A 17150-nucleotide genomic window follows, 5' to 3' on the forward strand; every position below is an offset into this window, starting at 1 on the left:
CGATGCGGCGAACGAGGAAAGCGGCGGGTTCGGCGCGTGGCGTGAAGGGCGGCTCGATGCTCGCGACGCTCGCTGCATTGCTCGCGTTGGGCGGATGCGTGCCGTCGGGTTTTTTGCCGTCGCTGTCGCTGCGCGCGCCGGCCGACGATGCGCTCGCGCATACCGCCGGCCCCGGCGCGAACGGCGCGTGGCCGGCGCCCGACTGGGTGAAGCAGTTGCAGGACCCGCAGCTCGACGACCTGGTCGCCGAGGCGTCGCAGCATAACCCCGATCTGCAGGTCGCGCAGGCGCGGCTGCGGATCGTGCAGGCGCAGCTTCAGCAGTTCGATTCGCTGACCGGTTTGACGGGCACGGCCGGCGCGACGATCAGCCGCGCGCGGATGCCGAAGCCTGGCGACATCGCCGACGTGACGGCCGGCGGCTATCGCGTGCCGGTGCAGATTTTCGGCGATCCGAACGTGTCGCCGTCGTCGATCTTCGTCGGGCTGAACTACCAGCTCGACCTGTGGGGCAAGAACCGTGCGGCGACGAAGAGCCTGATGTCGCTGCGCGACGCGGCCGGCGTCGAGGCCGAACAGGTGCGGCTCACGCTCGCCGTCGCGATCGTCACCGTGTACTGCCAGCTCGACCAGGCGTACGCGGTGCGCGACCTGTTGCAGCAGAAGCTGAAGATCAGCCAGCGCGTGACGGCCGTGCTGCGCGAGCGCACCGCGCGCGGCCTCGACAATGCGTACGACGCGAGCGACGCGTCGATCAAGCGCAGCCGCCTGCTCGAACAGATCGCGCTGAACGACGAGCAGATCAAGCTCGCGCAACTGCAACTCGGCGTGCTGTCGGGCCGTGGCCCGGAGCGCGGGCTCGCGCTGCAGCGGCCGCGCGTCGGCGCGTTCGCGGGCGGCGCGCTGCCCGCGCGGCTGCCGGCCGACCTGCTCGGCCGCCGGCCCGACATCGTCGCCGCGCGGCTGCGGGTCGAGGCCGCGTTCGCGAATGCCGATTCGACGCGCGCGCAGTTCTATCCGGACGTAAACCTCGTCGCGCTCGGCGGCGTGTTCGCGCTGACGCCCGCATCGCTGTTCTCGCGCGATTCGCTCGCGGGCTCCGTCGGCCCCGCGATCTCGCTGCCGATCTTCGATCGCGGCCGGCTGAAGGCGAAGCTCGGCGCGGACGTCGCGCAGGCCGACGTCGCGATCGGGCTGTACAACAAGACCGTCGACGACGCGCTCGGGCAGGTCGCGCAGCTCGTGACGTCGCTGCAGACGTCGCAGACGCTCGTCGCGCAGCAGCAGGACGCGGTCGCGGCCGCGCAGAAGATCGTGCAGATCGCGGCCGATCGCCATCGGCGCGGCGTGCTGATGCAGAAGGACGTCGATGTCGCGGATCTCACGCTGATCGACGAGCGCGCGCAGATGATCGCGCTGCTCGGCAAGCAGCGGACGCTGCGGGTCGGGTTGATCGGCGCGCTGGGCGGCGGGTTCGATGCGGGCGCAACGGTCGCGCAGGCGCAGACGCCGGCCGTGCAGCGGGCGCGGAGCGGGGCGGCCAGGCGCGGGGCGGCAACCGCCGTGGCCGCGAACCGGGCAGCGGTGGCCCCTTCGAACGACTCGCCCGCGGGCAGCACGGCAATATCACCGGCCACCGCCACGACGCGTAACGCGCCTCCGTCTGAATCCGCACGACGCGACGATACCGCGCGCCCGTCCACGGTCGGCGCGACCCAACCCGACGCGACGCCGCGCGGCACGCCCGCTCTCACGCGCACGGCCTCGGCGAGCCCGACGCGGGGCTTGTCGCCGATGCCCGCGATTCCCGTCTTCCAGCACGATCGTCTGATCGTTACGCAAAGCGACTGATGCACCACGACAACCTTCATTCCGCCGCGCCGCCGGCCGCGCTGAACGACCCGGCACTCGACGCGCGCCGCGCGACGCGCCGCAAGCGCTTCACGGTGTTCTTCGCGATCGTGCTGCTGGCCGCGATCGCGTGGATCGCATACTGGCTGTTCAGCGACCGCTATTACGAAGACACCGACGACGCGTACGTCGCGGGCAGCATCGTGCAGGTCGCCGCGCAGATCCCGGGCGCCGTGACCGACGTGGTGGTCGCCGATACGCAGGCGGTGCGCGCCGGACAGACGCTCGTGCGGCTCGATGACACCGAGGCGTCCGTCGCGTTTGCGCAGGCGAAGGCGCAGCTCGCGCAGGCCGTGCGCCAGGTCGCGAACGCGAGGATCTCGAACACGATGTACGTCGAGGCCGTGAATGCACGGCGCGCCGACCTGTCGCTGGCGCAGCGCGCGCTCGCCGCGCGTTCGGGCGCATCGGTCGAGATCGTCGCACCGGAAGAACTGGCAAGGGCGCGCGCGGCGGTGGCCGGCGCGCAGGCGAACCTCGCGGCCGCGCAGGCGCAGCTCGACGCGGCGCGCGCGCTCGGCAGCAAGCTGCCCGTCGACGAAAGCCCGGCCGTCGTGCAGGCGGCCGCGCAGTTCAAGCTCGCGTACCGGAACCTGAAGCGCACGACGATCGTCGCGCCCGTCGACGGCACGGTCGGGCAGCGCTCGGTGCAGGTCGGCCAGCAGGTCGGGCCCGGCGTGCCGCTGATGTCGATCGTGCAGCTCAACCGGCTGTGGATCGAGGCGAACTTCAAGGAAGGGCAGATTCGCCACATGCGCGTCGGGCAGCCGGTCGAGGTCGTGTCGGATCTCTACGGCTCGCGCATCGCCTATCGCGGCCGCGTGCAGGGCTTCTCGGCGGGCACGGGCAGCGCGTTCTCGATGCTGCCGTCGCAGAACGCGGCCGGCAACTGGATCAAGGTCGTGCAGCGCGTGCCGGTGGTGATCGCGCTCGATCCGCGCGATCTCGCCGCGCATCCGCTGCGCGTCGGGCTGTCGATGCGCGCGACGGTCGACACGCACGACCGCAACGGCCACGCGCTGGACAGCGAACCGCCGACGCCGGCCGTCAGCACGCGCGTGCACGACGGCGTCGCGAGCGACGCGGAAGCGGCCGCCGCCGCGATCATCCGCGAGAATCAGGGCGGGTAGCGCCTGCGTCGCGCAGGAGGGCCGGCGGCAAGCGCCGGTCCGGCCCCGGTGCGTCTCGCGCCCGGAGCTTTCCCGTCGGTTCCCGCCCGACTTTCGTATTTCCGCCATCGATGTCGGCGCCGATCAAACGCATGTCGCGTTTGAGACATCGGCGCCCCTGCCTCCCGGACTACTCTCGAACAGCACGTTGCGCGTGCGCCGCATGGCGCCGGCGCGCCGCGGCGCCATCCAAACGAGACATGGAGACAATACGATGAGCAGCAATCGAGGTGTCGTCTATCTTGGGCCGGGCCAGGTCGAAGTCCAGAAAATCGATTATCCGAAGATGGTCGACCCGAGCGGCCGCGCGATCGGCCACGGCGTGATCCTGAAAGTGGTCAGCACGAACATCTGCGGCTCCGACCAGCACATGGTGCGCGGCCGCACGACCGCGCCGGTCGGCCTCGTGCTCGGTCACGAGATCACCGGCGAAGTGGTCGAAGTGGGCCGCGACGTCGAGACGCTGAAGCTCGGCGATCTCGTGTCGGTGCCGTTCAACGTCGCGTGCGGCCGCTGTGCGATGTGCAAGGACACGCATACGGGCGTGTGCCTGAACGTGAACCCGTCGCGTGCCGGCGGCGCGTACGGCTACGTCGACATGGGCGGCTGGATCGGCGGCCAGGCCGAGTACGTGCTCGTGCCGTATGCCGATTTCAACCTGCTGAAATTCCCCGATCGCGACCAGGCGATGGCGAAGATCCGCGACCTGACCTGCCTGTCCGACATTCTGCCGACCGGTTATCACGGCGCGGTGAGCGCGGGCGTGAAGCCCGGTTCGACGGTCTACATCGCGGGCGCGGGCCCGGTCGGGATGGCGGCGGCCGCGTCGGCGCGCCTGCTCGGCGCGGCCGTGACGATCGTCGGCGACATGAACGCGGAACGCCTCGCGCATGCGCGGGCGATGGGCTTCGAGACGGTCGACCTGTCGAAGGACGCGTCGCTCGGCGAGCAGATCGAGCAGATCCTCGGCGTGCCCGAGATCGACTGCGCGGTCGACTGCGTCGGCTTCGAGGCGCACGGCCACGGCTCGTCGGGCCATTCGGAGGAAGCGCCCGCGACGGTGCTGAACTCGCTGATGGAAATCACGCGCCCGGCCGGCGCGATCGGCATCCCGGGCCTGTACGTGACGGACGATCCGGGCGCGAAGGACAAGGCCGCGCAGCACGGCAGCCTGAGCATCCGCTTCGGCCTCGGCTGGGCGAAGTCGCATTCGTTCTTCACGGGCCAGACGCCGGTGCTGAAGTACAACCGCAACCTGATGCAGGCGATCCTGTTCGACCGGCTGCCGATCGCGAAGATCGTCAACGTCGAAGTGATCTCGCTCGACCAGGCGCCGGAAGGCTACAAGAAGTTCGACGGTGGCGCGCCGCGCAAATTCGTGATCGACCCGCACGGGTTGCTGGCGGCGTGATGCGCTAGCGTTCGGCGCGCACGACGCGTGACGCGGGAACGGGCGGCTCCGGAAACGGGCCGCCCGTTTTTCGTTGAGGGGGGCGAAGGCGACGGCAGCGCCACGCGGCGAGCCCGTTCACGGCCGCGCGGAATTGCTGCGATAATCATCGCCCGTTCCCGAACCCTCCACCGCCATGCGGCGGCGATCCACGGATGGCCAAGTCACTTCCCCTCGCCGCGTTGCACACGTTCGTCGAAGTGGCGCGTTGCGGCAGCATGAAACAGGCGGCCGACCTGCTCTGCATTTCGCCGGGCGCCGTCAGCCAGCATGTCCGCAATCTCGAGGATCGCCTCGCCGTGCGCCTGTTCGAGCGCACCGGCCGCGAGCTCGAGCTGACCGGCACCGGCCGCGCGCTGTTCGACCAGCTCGCCGGCGGCTTCAACGAGATCGAGGCCGCGTGGGCGAACGTGCACGGCGCGAACCGGCGCATCGTCCGCCTCGCGGTGACGACCACCGCGTCGTTCGCGAACACGTGGCTCGTGCAGCGGCTCGGCTCGTTCCATGCCGCGTACCCCGAAATCGAAATCACCGTCGAGACGCGCGCGCAACTGGTCGACTTGCGCCGCGACTACATCGACGTCGCGATCCGGCACGGGCTGGGCCGCTATCCCGGGCACGCGTCGTTCCGCATCTGGACGCCGGAGCTGTGGCCCGTGTGCAGCCCGCAACTGCTCGATCCCGCGCGCCCGATTGGCGCACCCGCCGACTGCCTGTCGTACCCGCTGCTGCAGGACGCCGACCGCGCCGACTGGGTGCTGTGGCTGCGCGCGCAGGGCATCGACGATGCGCGTGCGCCGCGCGGCGCGAGCTTCAGCGAGGATGCGTTGCTGATCAAGGCCGCGGTCGCGGGGCAGGGCATCGCGCTGGTGCGCGACATCTATGCGCGCGACGAAGTCGCGGTCGGGCGGCTGGTTCGCGTGCTCGCGCGGCCCTGGCCGACCGAACTGTCCTATTACGTCGTGTGCAGCGACGCGCGCCAGCACGAGTGGAAGATCGCCGCGTTCCGCGACTGGCTGGCGCGGCAGATCGACGACGATCGCGGCCCGCCCGATCTATTGACGTGACCCGCGCACGGCGGCCGCGGCGGAGCCCTTGAGCTTGCCGGTCGCGAGCGCGGTGCCGAGCAGGATGATCGCGCACCCGGCGAGCGTCTGCACGGTGATCGTCTCGTGAAGGAGGATCGCGTCCCACACCACACCGAAGATCGGAATCAGGAACGTGACCGACGCCGCGTATTGCGCGCCCGCGTTGCGAAGCAGCCCGAAATACAGCAGATAGGCCACCGCCGTGCAGATCGCGCCGAGCAGCACGACCGCGATCCACGCGGACGCATGCACGGGGCCGTGCGGCCACATCGGCAACGCGAGCGGCACGAGCACGACGGCCGCGAACAACTGGCTGCCGAATGCCGATACGAACGGCCGCACGTTCGCGAGCTTGCGCTTCGAGTAATGCGCGGCGAACCCGTACGACAGCGTCGCGAGCATCGCGGCGGCGATCGCGAGCGGCGCGCCGGGCGTGCCGGCGCCGAGCGCCGAACCGGCGAGCACGACGACGCCGGCGAAGCCCAGCGCGAGGCCGATCGCCTGCGGCTTCGTCAGCGGCGTGCGCAACCACACGTACGCGACGAGCGCGGTCCAGAGCGGCGTCGTCGCGTTCAGGATCGAATCGGTGCCGGCCGTTACGAACAGCGCCGCATAGGTCAGCAGGCAGAACGGCAGCGCCGAGTTCGCGATACCGACGACGAACAGCGGCACGACGTGCGAGCGGAATTCCTGCCGCGCCTGCGGATGGCGCAGCACCGGCGACAACAGCACGGCCGCGATCGCGACGCGCAGCGCGATCAGCGGGACGACGCCGAATTCCGGCGCGCCCATGCGCATGAACAGGAAGGACGCGCCCCAGATGGCAGCGAGGGTCACGAGCTGCAGTGCGTTCATTGACAGGCTCCGTTCGGTGGATCGGGCGGCCGGCGTGCGATGCGCGCCGGCGCGATTGAATGACCCATTGAACGTCATGCGTGCGTCGCGACACAAACGAGGTTTTGTGACGGGCGGTTTAGAAAATTGAATCGACGGGCGCGCGGGCCTGGATCGCGCGCTCAGTGGCCGCGATAGAGTTGCGCGAGTTGAGTGTTGCTGGCTGCGGCGCGACGTGTGTGCCCGGTGTGCAGGCTGACGCGGCGGATCGGGCGCGTGCGATGAGCGGTGTTGCGGCTGCCTTTCCAGTCGGCCACGCGGACTGCGCCGGCGCGTGGCCGGTCAGGCGCGCGCAACGACGGCGCGGCTTGCGCCACCGCCATCCTGCGAGCGGGTTTGACGGCGAGCGGGGCGTCCGGTGGCGGATTGGCCGCCACTTGCGTTTGATCAGGCGAATGAAACGGGTAGACGGGTACCGGCACGACCGGCACGACAGGCAGGAACGGATCGTTCGACGCGAGCAGCCCGGCTTCGGTCGCAACGGCGGCCGGCGCAGCCGATCCGCGACAAACGGGGTCGGCCTTGCAGGTCTGGTCGATCGCCACGTAGCCGCCGACCATCAGCACGAGCGTGAGGATGCTCAGGATCGGCGCGCTCGACGCGCGCGGCCGCTGGAAAGCCGCGTTGCGCAGCGCGCGGGCGATGCGCGACGACCACGTATGGAAGGATCGCGGCGTATGCGCGGCGTGCGCGTCGGCCGGCCTGTGATCGATCGGCTCGAACGGCCAGTTCCACCGACCGCAGACGGGGCAGTGCTCGAGGGCGCGGAACGCCACGAAACCGCATTCTCGGCAGCGGCAGCACGTTGCGTGCCGCGATTCGGCGCGCGCATTCAACACGGCACGCCAGGCATCGCGCGCGCGGACGCTGCGGTTGGGCAGGACGCGCATGTCAGCGACCGACGGACGCTATCGTCGGGCTACACATCGGCGGTCGTTCGCATGCGGTGTTCATGTGATTCTCCATAACATCGGACGCGTGAAACCCGTTCGTCCGCAACTGCCTGCCGCTTAATTTTTGGTCGTTCGCGCGCGAAACGCAAGTACATGTCGCGCGTCGCGTGACGTACGTTTTGCACTAGCCGCCGTGCCGCTGTCGGGCCGCGAGCGTGCCGAGCGTTTCCAGCGCGCGCTCGACGGCCGGGGTCCACGGTCGCCCGTAGTTGAGCCGCAAATAGCGGCGGAAACCGCCGGTCGCGGAGAAGATCGGCCCCGGTGCAATGCTCACACCGTTTTCCATCGCATCGTCGAACAGGTGCATCGCATCCATGTGCGGCGGCAGTTCGATCCACAGGAAATATCCGCCGCGCGGCGCGAACACTTCGGTGTCGGCCGGAAAGTACGCGCGCACGGCCGACAGCATCTGCGCCTGGTGCGCGGCGAGATTGCGTCGCAGCTTGCGCAGGAAACGATCGTATGCGCCGTCGCGCAGGTAGCTCGAAATCGCCATCTGCGCGGGGACGTCCGCGGCCGGCGCGTTCGCGCCTTTGGCCTCGCGGATCTGCCGGACGAAGCGGCCGGCTGCGACCCAGCCGATCCGGAATCCGGGCGCGAGACATTTCGAGAACGATCCGCAATGCAGCACGAGCCCGCTGTCGTCATACAGTTTCGCGGGGCGTGTGGGCGCCGTGCCGAACTGCAGTTCGCCATACACGTCGTCCTCGATCAGCGGCACGTCGCGCGACCCGAGCAGGTCGATCAGCGCGCGCTTGCGCTCGTCGGTCAGCGTCGCGCCGGTCGGGTTGTGGAACGACGTCATGAACCAGCACGCGCGTACCGGATGCGTGTCGAGCGCCTCGGCGAGCGCATCGAGATCGAGGCCCGTGCGCGGGTCGACCGGAATCTCGACGGCCTTCAGATGCAGGCTCTGAACGGCCTGCAGTACCGCGTGGAAGGCCGGCCGCTCGATCGCGACGATGTCGCCGGGGCGCGTCAGCGCCTGCAGGCTGAGCGTCAGCGCTTCGGTCGCGCCCGTCGTGATGACGATTTCCTCGAGCGGCAGCGACGCGCCCGCGTTCAGGTAGCGCAACGCGATCTGGCGGCGCAGCGCTTCGTTGCCGGGCGGCAAGCCTTCCAGCAGTTTCGTGCGGTCCATGTGGCGCGCGGCCGCCGCCACCTGACGCCACAGGCTGCTCATCGGGAACAGCGAATAGCTCGCGAACGCCGAGCCGAGCGGCACGATGTCGTCGCATTTGAGCGAGTCGAGCAGGCGGAACAGCGCATCGTCGTCGCCGGTTCGAGCGGCGCCGGTCTGCACGGCGCCCGGCTTGCGCGGCGGATCGCGGCCGAACCGCACGTGCTTGTCCGCGACGTTCGCCACGAAATAGCCGGAGCGCGCCCGCGCGACGATCAGGCCCTCGCTTTCGAGCGCGTAGTACGCGCGAAACACCGTGGACGGACTCACGCGATGCGCGCGGCATGCCGCGCGCACGGTGGGGATGCGCGCGCCGGGCGTCAGGTCGCCGCGCCGGATGGCGTCCGCGATCGTCTGTGCCAGCACCGCATAGCGCTTCATGCGCGTCCTCCCGGCCGTTGGGACCTCGATGACAAAGAGTAGTACGACAGCCGTCACGTGCAAGCGCGCCCCCAAATCGCTGATCCGTATGTTTTATCAGCGCTCTGATCCTGTTCTTTCGTCTGACAAGCGGGCATCCTCTCGCAAGCTTTGTTCCCGCTGTCCGACCGATACGGAATTCACGCTGCCCGACCGCGAATCCGAGACGCCCGCGCGTGTCGCGCGAGTCCTTGTCTGCGGCGTCCTTACCTTACCCGGAAGCATCCAGCGTGAAATTGAAGACCCTCGTCGCGGGCCTCGTGGCCGGCATCGCCCTCAACCTGTTCAGCGGCGTGGCCGCCGCAGCCTGCATCAACAATCCCGCCGCCCAGTCGAACGCGACGTTCCCCGCCGCGCTGACCGGCAAGCTCGTCTACCACAGCTACGTCAAGTACGGCGACGGCACGAGCCAGCTGTTCCTCTACGATTTCTCGGCCCGCACGCTGACGCAGCTCAGCAAGAGCGCGTGGGGCATCACCGATCCGATGAACGGCGTGTTCAGCCCCGACGGCAAGTGGCTCGCGTTCATGGGCATCCGCAACGGCGCATGGAACGTGTTCATGCTGCAGCTCGGCGCCGGCACGCCGCCCGTCAACATGACGAACAGCACGGGCGCCACGCGCAACGAAGACCCGAAGTTCAGCACGGACGGCAAGACGCTCGTGTTCAAGCAGAACGGCGACGTCAAGCAGGCGACGCTGTCGTACACGAGCGCGGGCCCGGTGTTCACGTCGGTCGTGAGCCTGACGAATGCGCCGGCCGGCGCCGAATACTCGATGCCGTTCCTCGCGCCGGACGCGAGCGCCGTGTACTACGCGACCGGCACCGGCTCGAACATGGGGCTGATGAAGCGCACGATCGCGACCGGCGCGACCGCCGTGTTCGATCGTCCGGCCGGGCTGCAGACGTATTACCCGACCGTCCGTGCGGACGGCATGGTGTACTACGCGCGCTGGAAGGACAGCGGCGGGGCCGACCAGATCTATGCGAAGACGGCCGACCCGGCCTCGACGCCGAGCGCGCTGGCGCTCAACGACTGCATGAGCAACAACTCGGACCCGGCGCCCGTCAGTGGTACGAATTACCTGTTTTTCTCGTCGACGACGGCGGGCGGCTATCAGCTCTACGTCGGCGACGTGACGACCGGTCAGCGCTGGAGCCTGTCGCAGTTCGGCGTGAATGCCGACGCGACGAGGGCGAAGCTCGGCGCGAACTACTACGGCGGGTCGGCCGTGACGCGCACGCTGCTGTCGCAGGGGCGGCCGGCCGCGGCGTCGGCGAGCTACAACGCATCGCTCACGCCGGACAAGGCGTTCGACGGCAACACGACGAGCACGCGCTGGGATTCGCCGGAAGGCACGGGCGTCGATCCGCAATGGATCTCGGTCGATCTCGGCGCGACGAAGACCATCAGCAGCGTCGATCTGTACTGGGATGCGGGCGCGCTCGTCTACCAGATCCAGACGTCGAACGACAACGTGAACTGGACGACGATCTACTCGACGAGCAATGGCGGTTCATATAGCCACGTCACGCTGCCGAATCTCAACGGAAGCGGCCGCTACGTGCGGATGCTCGGCACGAAGCGGGCGACGCAGTGGGGGTATTCGCTCTATGAAATGCAGGTGTGGGGATCGTAAGCGCTAGCCGGAAGAGCTGTGAACGGCAGGGAAGACGGCCCGCGTTGTGCGGGCCGGTCAAGGCGCGGTGTCGCATCAGAGCGCCTTGGATCGATAGAAAACCCGCACTGAATCCCGACACGTTAGGCCCAGCGCTGCAGGATCGAGCCGTCGATCTGTGCGAATCGGTGTCGAAGATGGCGCTCCCGGATCGATGCGCGGGCCGCTGCTGCGCAGGCCGCGTTGGCGCTCACGCGTCGATGACATCAAGCGGACGCCGAATCGCCAGGTACGCTCGATACGGTCTGCCCGTTATAAAGGGCGTCAAGCTGCCGGAAAAAGCGCGCATCGTCGAAACGCGCGCGGGCCGCGCTGCGAGCTGCGGTGCCGATGGTTTCGCGCGCCAGCGGATCGCCCGCAAGCCGCCCGAGCGTCGTGATGGCTTCGTCCGCGCTGTCGAACAGCACGCCGGTACAGGGCGCATCGATGACGTCGACATTGCCGGCACAGCGTGTCGCGACGACTGGAAGACCGCATGCCATCGCCTCGATCACCGCGATCGGCATGCCTTCCCACGACGACGTCGACAGATAGATGTCGGCGCTGGCGAGCTGCGCCGCAACGGCGCCGTGGGCGAGCCAGCCGGTGACGTGTACGCCGGCCGCCGCGAGCTGAAGCCTCAGGGCCGGATCGCCGTCGCCGACCCACGTGAAATGGATGCACGGGCCCCGCAGTCGCGCTGCGATCTCGGCGAACAGATGCGGATTCTTTTGTGGGCGGATGCCGCCGACCGTCACGATTTCGCATTTGCCGGTCGCGGCGCGGCGACGTAACGGCGTCATCCCATGCGCGATCGCGTTCTCGACGACCTGGACTGGCCGCCGCAGGCGCGACCGGATCGCGCATTGCTCGCTGGCCGAGCACGCGACATACAGACAGCGTCTGATGGACGCGATACGCTCCAACATCACCAACACGTATCGTCCTGCCGCCGACAGGTCGCGGCGCATGAACGCGATGCAATGCGGACTGTAAAGGAATCTCGTTGCGCCGAGCGTGCCCAGTGCGGCGATGCGGCCTAAAAATCCCGCGCGGGACGAATGCAAATGGACGACGTCCGGTTGCAGCCGCACGAGGATGTGACGCAATGTCACGATAGATGCCAGGTCGCGCACGCTCGCCATCTGCACACGGTGCAGCGCCACGCGCCGGTCGAACAGCTCGTGCAGCGCGGCGGGCGTATCCGGGCGGCGCGAATAGATGACATGGACGTCGTGCCCTCGCGATGCGAAGTGGTTCGAGATCAGCCTGACGATCGAGAGCGTACCGGTTGCGCTCGACTCGACGACCTGGACGATTTTCAATCGAACTCCATCAGGAAATCGTGGTACAGATCGAGCAGGCTCGAAGTGAGGTACGCGTAGACGTCTCCGCGAAACAGAAACGGCTGGTTGTCGAGATTCTTTGCGAAGCCGTACGCGCCATAGCCGAGCGCGCCGCACAGCAGGGACGCCTTGAACGGTCCGCGGCCGATCTGCGACACGATCAGCGACAGCGTCATCAATGCGATCACGAAGAAATAGATATAGACACGCTCATAGACCTTGGACATTTGCTGGGTGGCGACGAGCGCGACCGCTGCAACCGTCAGCGCGAGAAGGCAGCGCTGCGTGACTTCGATCGTTCGGCGCTCCGCAGTTGCGTGTCGCGGCCGGTTGCATCGCCACAGGGCCCAGCAGAGTGCATAGAGCATGCATGCGAAGAGCGTCACGTTGAACGTGTTGCCGTTTTCCCACGACGCGTACAGGCTGACCTTGCCGGAGAGATACGAATCAGCCTTATCGGACGATACCAGTGCGCTCCAGTCGCGGCGGGACGCGAATATCGCAAGCATGCCTGCGGCCATTCCGACGGGCGCTATTCGACGTCCGGCGCAGCGCAACAGCACGTAGGGCACGGCGACGGTGAGCGCGGGCAGATGCGCGAGGCCGGATAATGTAGCGTGGCAGGCGATTGCCAGCCGGCTGCGCGCCGATATCATCAGAAAAATGAAAGGTAGTGCCATCGCCTGGCGTATCAGATTTGCGTATGTGCCGAAAAATGACGAAGCCGAAAGGAACAGCAGCACGAAGAGCGGCAGTGCGTGGTATCCGAGCCGCCACACTGAAATGAGAAGTAACGTGAAATAAATATCGAAAAGTGCGAGGAACGCGAGATCGTTGATGCCAAACAGCATCGCCGCCACATGGAGCGACGCAAATGACAGCAGCTCGGGCTGTTTGGCGAGAAACAGGTCGATGCCGAATGCGCGCATGTCGGCCATGAAGCCCAGGTATTGCGGCTTGTCGTTGCCGAGCGCCGGTATTGGCAGCTTCAGCGCCACGAGCGGCCCCAGTGCGACGAGCGCCGCAGCGCACAGTACGGCAACAGCCAGCGGGGCGGGCTGTCGATCGGTGCCGGCGAGCGTCAGAATCAGCAAGTAGCCGGCGAATACCCAGAACGGCAACCACAGCACCGCAACGCATGCGCCGGCCGTGCAAGCGAGCACGACGGCGTCGGAGTCGGGAACGGTATACGACGCAGCGCGCTTCATCGTCGGCTCCGGCGCTCGGCAGATGACCACAACCATTCAGCGACCCCGGACGCATCGATGACCGTGCGCCAGGTCATATGCCGCAGCCGGTCGGGGTCGTTGGGAGGAATCGACGGAAGAGGGGCGGGCAGATCGTCGAATATCGCGCGGCCTGCCATGTGGCACCGAATGCCGAGCAACCGCGACAGTGCGGCGTGGGTCGCCGAGCCGTTACAGAGAATGCGCTTGCCGAGCGCCGCGTACTCGAGCAGCTTGGTCGGCGTCTGGTAGCAGTGCGGGCGATGCGTCGGGAAGTAGCACACGGCGTAGTCCGATCGAGCGACAACCCGCAGCGCGTCGCGCTGGGACAGTCGTCCGGCGAACGTGATCCCCGGGACGCTCGAGAACCGCGCACGAATGCGCGGATCCGGTTCTCCGACGAGCATGAGCGTGTCCTCGGGCTTGCGGCGGTAATCCTGATACGAACGCAGTACGTCGTCGAATCGGCGCTCGATGCTCATCTCGCCGATATAGCAGAAGCGGCCGGCGGGTCCGGCCGGAATCGGTTCGTGCGCCAGAGCGAAGATCCAGTCCGGGACGCCCATCGGCAACAGACAGGCCGGCACGCCGTCGCGAAATCCGAGCGCGTCGCGGAGCAGCTCGTTCTGAAAGATGCGCAGATCGGGCGTGTACTGCAGATGGCGCTTGATTCGGTCCTTCACCGGCGCCAGATGGCCGATCGACAACGAGCGGTAATCGTGAATCACCAGACGGGCGCGCGGCGCGCGTGGATAGAAGCCCATGATGCACCAGAGTATCCAGTCGCCCGGCGAAGCAAGCCGCGCGTGGTCGCCGTGACATCCGGATGCGACTTCGAAGCCGCGCGCTGTGAAGTAAGTTGTGTACGCATCGATTTCAGGGTAGTGCGCGCTGCCCGGATGCAGGATGAAGAGTTTCATTGCATTTGCTCGCGGCGCACGACGGCGCGTGCGGGCACGCCGACCGCGACACTGCCGTCCGGAACGTCGCCGACGACCACGGCACCCGCGCCGATTCTCGCTCCGCTGCCGATCCGGATGTCGCCGATCGCAATGCTGTTGGCGCCGAATTCGACGTCGTCTCCGACGACCGGCACGCCGCTCGTCGACCCATCCGCACGGAGCGTGTTGCCGATCGTGACGCCGTGCCGGAGCACGCAGCGTTCGCCGATCACGCAGAAGCCATTGATGACGAGCCCGGTGCCGTGAAAGAGCGTCAGCCCCCGCCCGATACGGGTCTTGACCGGGATCTCGACACCCATCAGCCAGTCGCATATCACGATGTACAGTGCGATGAGCGGCGCACCGGCGATGCGTGTCGCGACGCTGCGGCACGCAAGATAATGCGCGACCCGGAAGAACAGGACGATGCTGCGCGTCTTCACGAAGCGATTCCGCCGGTATTCGTCGACCATGGTGTCGAAGGTGGTGCGAAGCGTGATCGACATGGCATCAATCGAGTGAAAGAATGCGGCGTGCGGCGTGTTCCGGTACGGTGCCGGTACCGAAATAGTCGACCCCATCGACCAGGAACGCGTGGATATAGCGCATGAGCCGATCGCGGTCGAACGATCGGTAGAAGCAACGCCCGAGGGGCACGACTTGCTTGCCGTACAGCATCGCTTCGAGCCCGACGGTCGAGTTGATCGTGACGACGAGGCACGCATGCTTCACGAGATCGACGGTTCTCGAGGTCGCGATATCGAAACCGTGGCGCCGTTTCATGTCGAGGACGGCGTCGACCAGCGCCGTACTGCGTTCGGCCGGATGTACCTTGACGATCAGCGCGGCATCAGCGTGTGCGGCGTAACGGAGCGCAATACCGATCGCCTCGAGATTGTCCACATCCGAATGCAGTTTCAGTTGCGTATCGTCCGACACTTGCAACGGGAGAAACACGTAGCGCCGTATCGCGAGTTCTCGGGCGTCCGGCGCAACGGCGTACCGGGCGTCGATCGCTGCCGGGCGCGTGACGATCGCTTCCGGATCGTTGCGCCCGACGCCTCGCGTTGCCAGCTTCATACCGTAATTGACCGCGGATTGAAGGATGGCGCGCGATGAAGTCCCCGCTTGCGGAAGCGGGCGAGCCTTGTCGCGTTCGTAGTGCTCGAGCCAGTCGCGATGCAAGGTTTCGTCGGGAAGAGGGAAGCGATCGAGTATCGACGGGCTGCGTGCAATCGACGAATGAGCGTTGACACCGAGCGTGTCGGAGAACAGCTTGTCGGGCAAGTTCGAGATCTCCAGGAATTTCATCGGCACGCCGCGCTCGGAACAGACATGAGCGATCGCCCGGCAGACGAGCTGCTGACCGTTCCACATCACGCATTGCGCCACACGTTCGGTCGCGATCAGCCCGGCGATGATTTTGACGATGCTCGCCGATTCGAGCTGGGCTCGTTTACGCGAAATCCTCCCGCTGAGCACCTCGATCGCATCGCCGTAGCAGAAGCCCGAGTCGCCGGCCGGTGCGATGGTACTGCGGTCGGAACGCAGGTAAATGGAGCGGAAACCGGCCCGTCGAATCAGCCAATGCGCGAGCGGTTCACTGGTGGCGAACGCGATCGGGAATTCGTCGCGTGCGGCCAGGGCAAGCCGGATCATGAAGCGATAGCGCTGCATCGAGTCCACCACGAGCAGTCTCATGTTCGTTCTCCGTCGGAAAGTGTTGCGTATCGATGCGTCAGCGCGATACCGAGCGCCATCAGCGCGGCGCCGGAAAATGCGAACAGGCTCACGCTCGCGGTGAGCGGCAGCGCATGTCGATGCGCGACGAGCAGCGTACAGATCAACACCGCGCCGCACGAAAGCTGAAACAGAAAATCGGCACGTTGTGCGCGAACCGCGAGAAATATCTGCGACAGCGGTACGTAGACGATCTGCAGCGCGAATAGCGGAATAAGACGCAACTGAAGATCCGTCGCGGGCAGCCACGCTTCCCCGAGGCACAGAACGACGAGCGGGCGGAACACGGTCGATGCGCCGACCGCATACAGCAGCGCGATCGCGAACAGCACGCGCGCGTGGCTCGCATAGACGGTGCGCAGTGCGAGACGGGCGTCGGCGCGGGCAAGTGCGGCGAGCGCGTCGCGGCGAAAGACCGGGCCGAGCGCGGCCCCGATCAGTGAAACGGGGAAGAAGCCGATCCGCCACGCCGCGGCGAATTGACCGGCGTCCGCCGCGGAAAACCACAGTGGAACCGTGATCGACAACGCATGAGTCAGCACGGCCGCGCACAGTGTCGCGGGCAGGATATAGATGGGGAAGCGGCGATGTTCGCGGAAGAATGCCGTGTCGATCCGGAATGGATGCCCGCACCGCCGGCCATGGTGGAAAATGACCACGAGCATGACGAACGTGACGAGTGCGGCCGTCGCCGCATAAACGTCGAACGGATCGGGGCGCCCATCAAAGCCGGCCTCCGATAGCACGAGCAACGCGACGACGGCCAGCGCATTGACGACGACTTTCACGGCCGCTATCCACGCATAACGACGCAGACTGCCGAGATACCCGTTCGCCACGAGCTGCATGTTGACTGTCAGCGCGAACGCGAGCAACACGATGGACGCGGGATGCCCGGCAACATACGACGTCGCGAACCAGCAGCCGGCGACGCATGTGGCGAATGCGACGACGGTGACGAGCGCCGTGAACGCGCGTCGCGGATCATGATTCACGCATGCGAGATCGTAGCGCAGTGCCAGCAACGTTCCGCCGAGCGTGCCGGTCGCGAGTTGAAAGTTGAACGTGCCGAGCGCCTCGGGGCCGTAACCGCGCGCGACTTGCGCGATGCACATGAAGAACGCGGCCTGTGCGAGGGCGGTGCCTACGATCGAGATCGCCGATTCCCGTAGCTG

Annotated in this window: 14 protein-coding genes; 5 read left to right on the forward strand and 9 right to left on the reverse strand. The window is 67.1% G+C overall.

The window, feature by feature from the left end; genetic code table 11:
• Positions 1–2 precede the first annotated feature (2 nt).
• The 4 genes from HWX14_RS08890 (at position 3) to HWX14_RS08905 (ending at position 5596) form a co-directional block, all read left to right on the forward strand.
• Positions 3–1850: an efflux transporter outer membrane subunit gene (locus HWX14_RS08890; protein WP_175882397.1), complete on the forward strand. Its 1848-nt coding sequence runs from the start codon at positions 3–5 to the stop codon at positions 1848–1850.
• Positions 1850–3040, forward strand: coding sequence for an efflux RND transporter periplasmic adaptor subunit (locus HWX14_RS08895; RefSeq protein ID WP_175882398.1), 1191 nt, complete (start codon positions 1850–1852; stop codon positions 3038–3040). The genes HWX14_RS08890 and HWX14_RS08895 overlap by 1 nt, the downstream gene beginning before the upstream one ends.
• 253 nt (positions 3041–3293) lie before the next feature.
• Positions 3294–4490: a formaldehyde dehydrogenase, glutathione-independent gene (gene fdhA / locus HWX14_RS08900; protein ID WP_011547090.1), complete on the forward strand. Its 1197-nt coding sequence runs from the start codon at positions 3294–3296 to the stop codon at positions 4488–4490.
• Positions 4491–4684: 194 nt separating this feature from the next.
• Positions 4685–5596: a LysR substrate-binding domain-containing protein gene (locus tag HWX14_RS08905; RefSeq protein WP_175882399.1), complete on the forward strand. Its 912-nt coding sequence runs from the start codon at positions 4685–4687 to the stop codon at positions 5594–5596.
• Here HWX14_RS08905 and HWX14_RS08910 read toward each other — a convergent pair.
• From HWX14_RS08910 to HWX14_RS08920, 3 genes are all read right to left on the reverse strand, one after another.
• The gene (locus tag HWX14_RS08910; protein WP_175882400.1) at positions 5585–6472 is read right to left on the reverse strand and encodes a DMT family transporter; all 888 of its coding nucleotides are present in this window, start codon (positions 6470–6472) and stop codon (positions 5585–5587) included. The genes HWX14_RS08905 and HWX14_RS08910 overlap by 12 nt on opposite strands.
• A gap of 161 nt (positions 6473–6633) precedes the next feature.
• The gene (locus HWX14_RS08915; protein WP_175882401.1) at positions 6634–7401 is read right to left on the reverse strand and encodes a hypothetical protein; all 768 of its coding nucleotides are present in this window, start codon (positions 7399–7401) and stop codon (positions 6634–6636) included.
• A 187-nt stretch (positions 7402–7588) separates the two neighbouring features.
• The gene (locus HWX14_RS08920) at positions 7589–9025 is read right to left on the reverse strand and encodes a PLP-dependent aminotransferase family protein (protein WP_175882402.1); all 1437 of its coding nucleotides are present in this window, start codon (positions 9023–9025) and stop codon (positions 7589–7591) included.
• 269 nt (positions 9026–9294) lie between these two features.
• Here HWX14_RS08920 and HWX14_RS08925 point away from each other — a divergent pair, with 269 nt between their 5' ends.
• Positions 9295–10704: a discoidin domain-containing protein gene (locus tag HWX14_RS08925; RefSeq protein WP_175882403.1), complete on the forward strand. Its 1410-nt coding sequence runs from the start codon at positions 9295–9297 to the stop codon at positions 10702–10704.
• A 245-nt stretch (positions 10705–10949) separates the two neighbouring features.
• On the opposite strand, the gene HWX14_RS08930 is transcribed toward HWX14_RS08925, so the two are convergent.
• The 6 genes from HWX14_RS08930 to HWX14_RS08955 are packed head-to-tail and all read right to left on the reverse strand — an operon-like array spanning position 10950 to position 17090.
• Complete coding sequence (locus tag HWX14_RS08930; RefSeq protein ID WP_175882404.1) at positions 10950–12047, reverse strand: glycosyltransferase; 1098 nt, start codon at positions 12045–12047, stop codon at positions 10950–10952.
• On the reverse strand, positions 12044–13276 hold the full coding sequence (locus HWX14_RS08935; RefSeq protein ID WP_175882405.1) for an EpsG family protein: 1233 nt from the start codon (positions 13274–13276) through the stop codon (positions 12044–12046). Before HWX14_RS08935 ends, HWX14_RS08930 begins: the two co-directional genes overlap by 4 nt.
• Positions 13273–14214 (reverse strand): glycosyltransferase family 1 protein, encoded by a 942-nt coding sequence (locus HWX14_RS08940; protein WP_175882406.1) that lies wholly within the window; start codon positions 14212–14214, stop codon positions 13273–13275. Before HWX14_RS08940 ends, HWX14_RS08935 begins: the two co-directional genes overlap by 4 nt.
• A complete protein-coding gene (locus HWX14_RS08945; protein WP_175883534.1) occupies positions 14211–14741 on the reverse strand; it encodes a serine acetyltransferase in 531 nt (176 codons plus the stop codon). Before HWX14_RS08945 ends, HWX14_RS08940 begins: the two co-directional genes overlap by 4 nt.
• 4 nt (positions 14742–14745) lie before the next feature.
• Positions 14746–15936: a capsular biosynthesis protein gene (locus tag HWX14_RS08950; protein ID WP_175882407.1), complete on the reverse strand. Its 1191-nt coding sequence runs from the start codon at positions 15934–15936 to the stop codon at positions 14746–14748.
• On the reverse strand, positions 15933–17090 hold the full coding sequence (locus HWX14_RS08955; RefSeq protein ID WP_244130182.1) for a translocase: 1158 nt from the start codon (positions 17088–17090) through the stop codon (positions 15933–15935). The genes HWX14_RS08950 and HWX14_RS08955 overlap by 4 nt, the downstream gene beginning before the upstream one ends.
• Positions 17091–17150: the final 60 nt, after the last annotated feature.

Origin of the sequence: Burkholderia sp. BCC0044 (genome assembly GCF_902832955.1) — a bacterium.
Lineage (GTDB): Bacteria > Pseudomonadota > Gammaproteobacteria > Burkholderiales > Burkholderiaceae > Burkholderia.

What these genes read in the sequence shown, in the direction of transcription:
- HWX14_RS08890 (WP_175882397.1), top strand. Translation starts at nt 3, where the DNA reads ATGCGGCGAACGAGGAAAGCGGCGGGTTCGGCGCGTGGCGTGAAGGGC.
- HWX14_RS08895 (WP_175882398.1), top strand. Translation starts at nt 1,850, where the DNA reads ATGCACCACGACAACCTTCATTCCGCCGCGCCGCCGGCCGCGCTGAAC.
- fdhA (WP_011547090.1), top strand. Translation starts at nt 3,294, where the DNA reads ATGAGCAGCAATCGAGGTGTCGTCTATCTTGGGCCGGGCCAGGTCGAA.
- HWX14_RS08905 (WP_175882399.1), top strand. Translation starts at nt 4,685, where the DNA reads ATGGCCAAGTCACTTCCCCTCGCCGCGTTGCACACGTTCGTCGAAGTG.
- HWX14_RS08910 (WP_175882400.1), bottom strand. Translation starts at nt 6,472, where the DNA reads ATGAACGCACTGCAGCTCGTGACCCTCGCTGCCATCTGGGGCGCGTCC.
- HWX14_RS08915 (WP_175882401.1), bottom strand. Translation starts at nt 7,401, where the DNA reads ATGCGCGTCCTGCCCAACCGCAGCGTCCGCGCGCGCGATGCCTGGCGT.
- HWX14_RS08920 (WP_175882402.1), bottom strand. Translation starts at nt 9,025, where the DNA reads ATGAAGCGCTATGCGGTGCTGGCACAGACGATCGCGGACGCCATCCGG.
- HWX14_RS08935 (WP_175882405.1), bottom strand. Translation starts at nt 13,276, where the DNA reads ATGAAGCGCGCTGCGTCGTATACCGTTCCCGACTCCGACGCCGTCGTG.
- HWX14_RS08940 (WP_175882406.1), bottom strand. Translation starts at nt 14,214, where the DNA reads ATGAAACTCTTCATCCTGCATCCGGGCAGCGCGCACTACCCTGAAATC.
- HWX14_RS08945 (WP_175883534.1), bottom strand. Translation starts at nt 14,741, where the DNA reads ATGTCGATCACGCTTCGCACCACCTTCGACACCATGGTCGACGAATAC.
- HWX14_RS08950 (WP_175882407.1), bottom strand. Translation starts at nt 15,936, where the DNA reads ATGAGACTGCTCGTGGTGGACTCGATGCAGCGCTATCGCTTCATGATC.
- HWX14_RS08955 (WP_244130182.1), bottom strand. Translation starts at nt 17,090, where the DNA reads ATGTGCATCGCGCAAGTCGCGCGCGGTTACGGCCCCGAGGCGCTCGGC.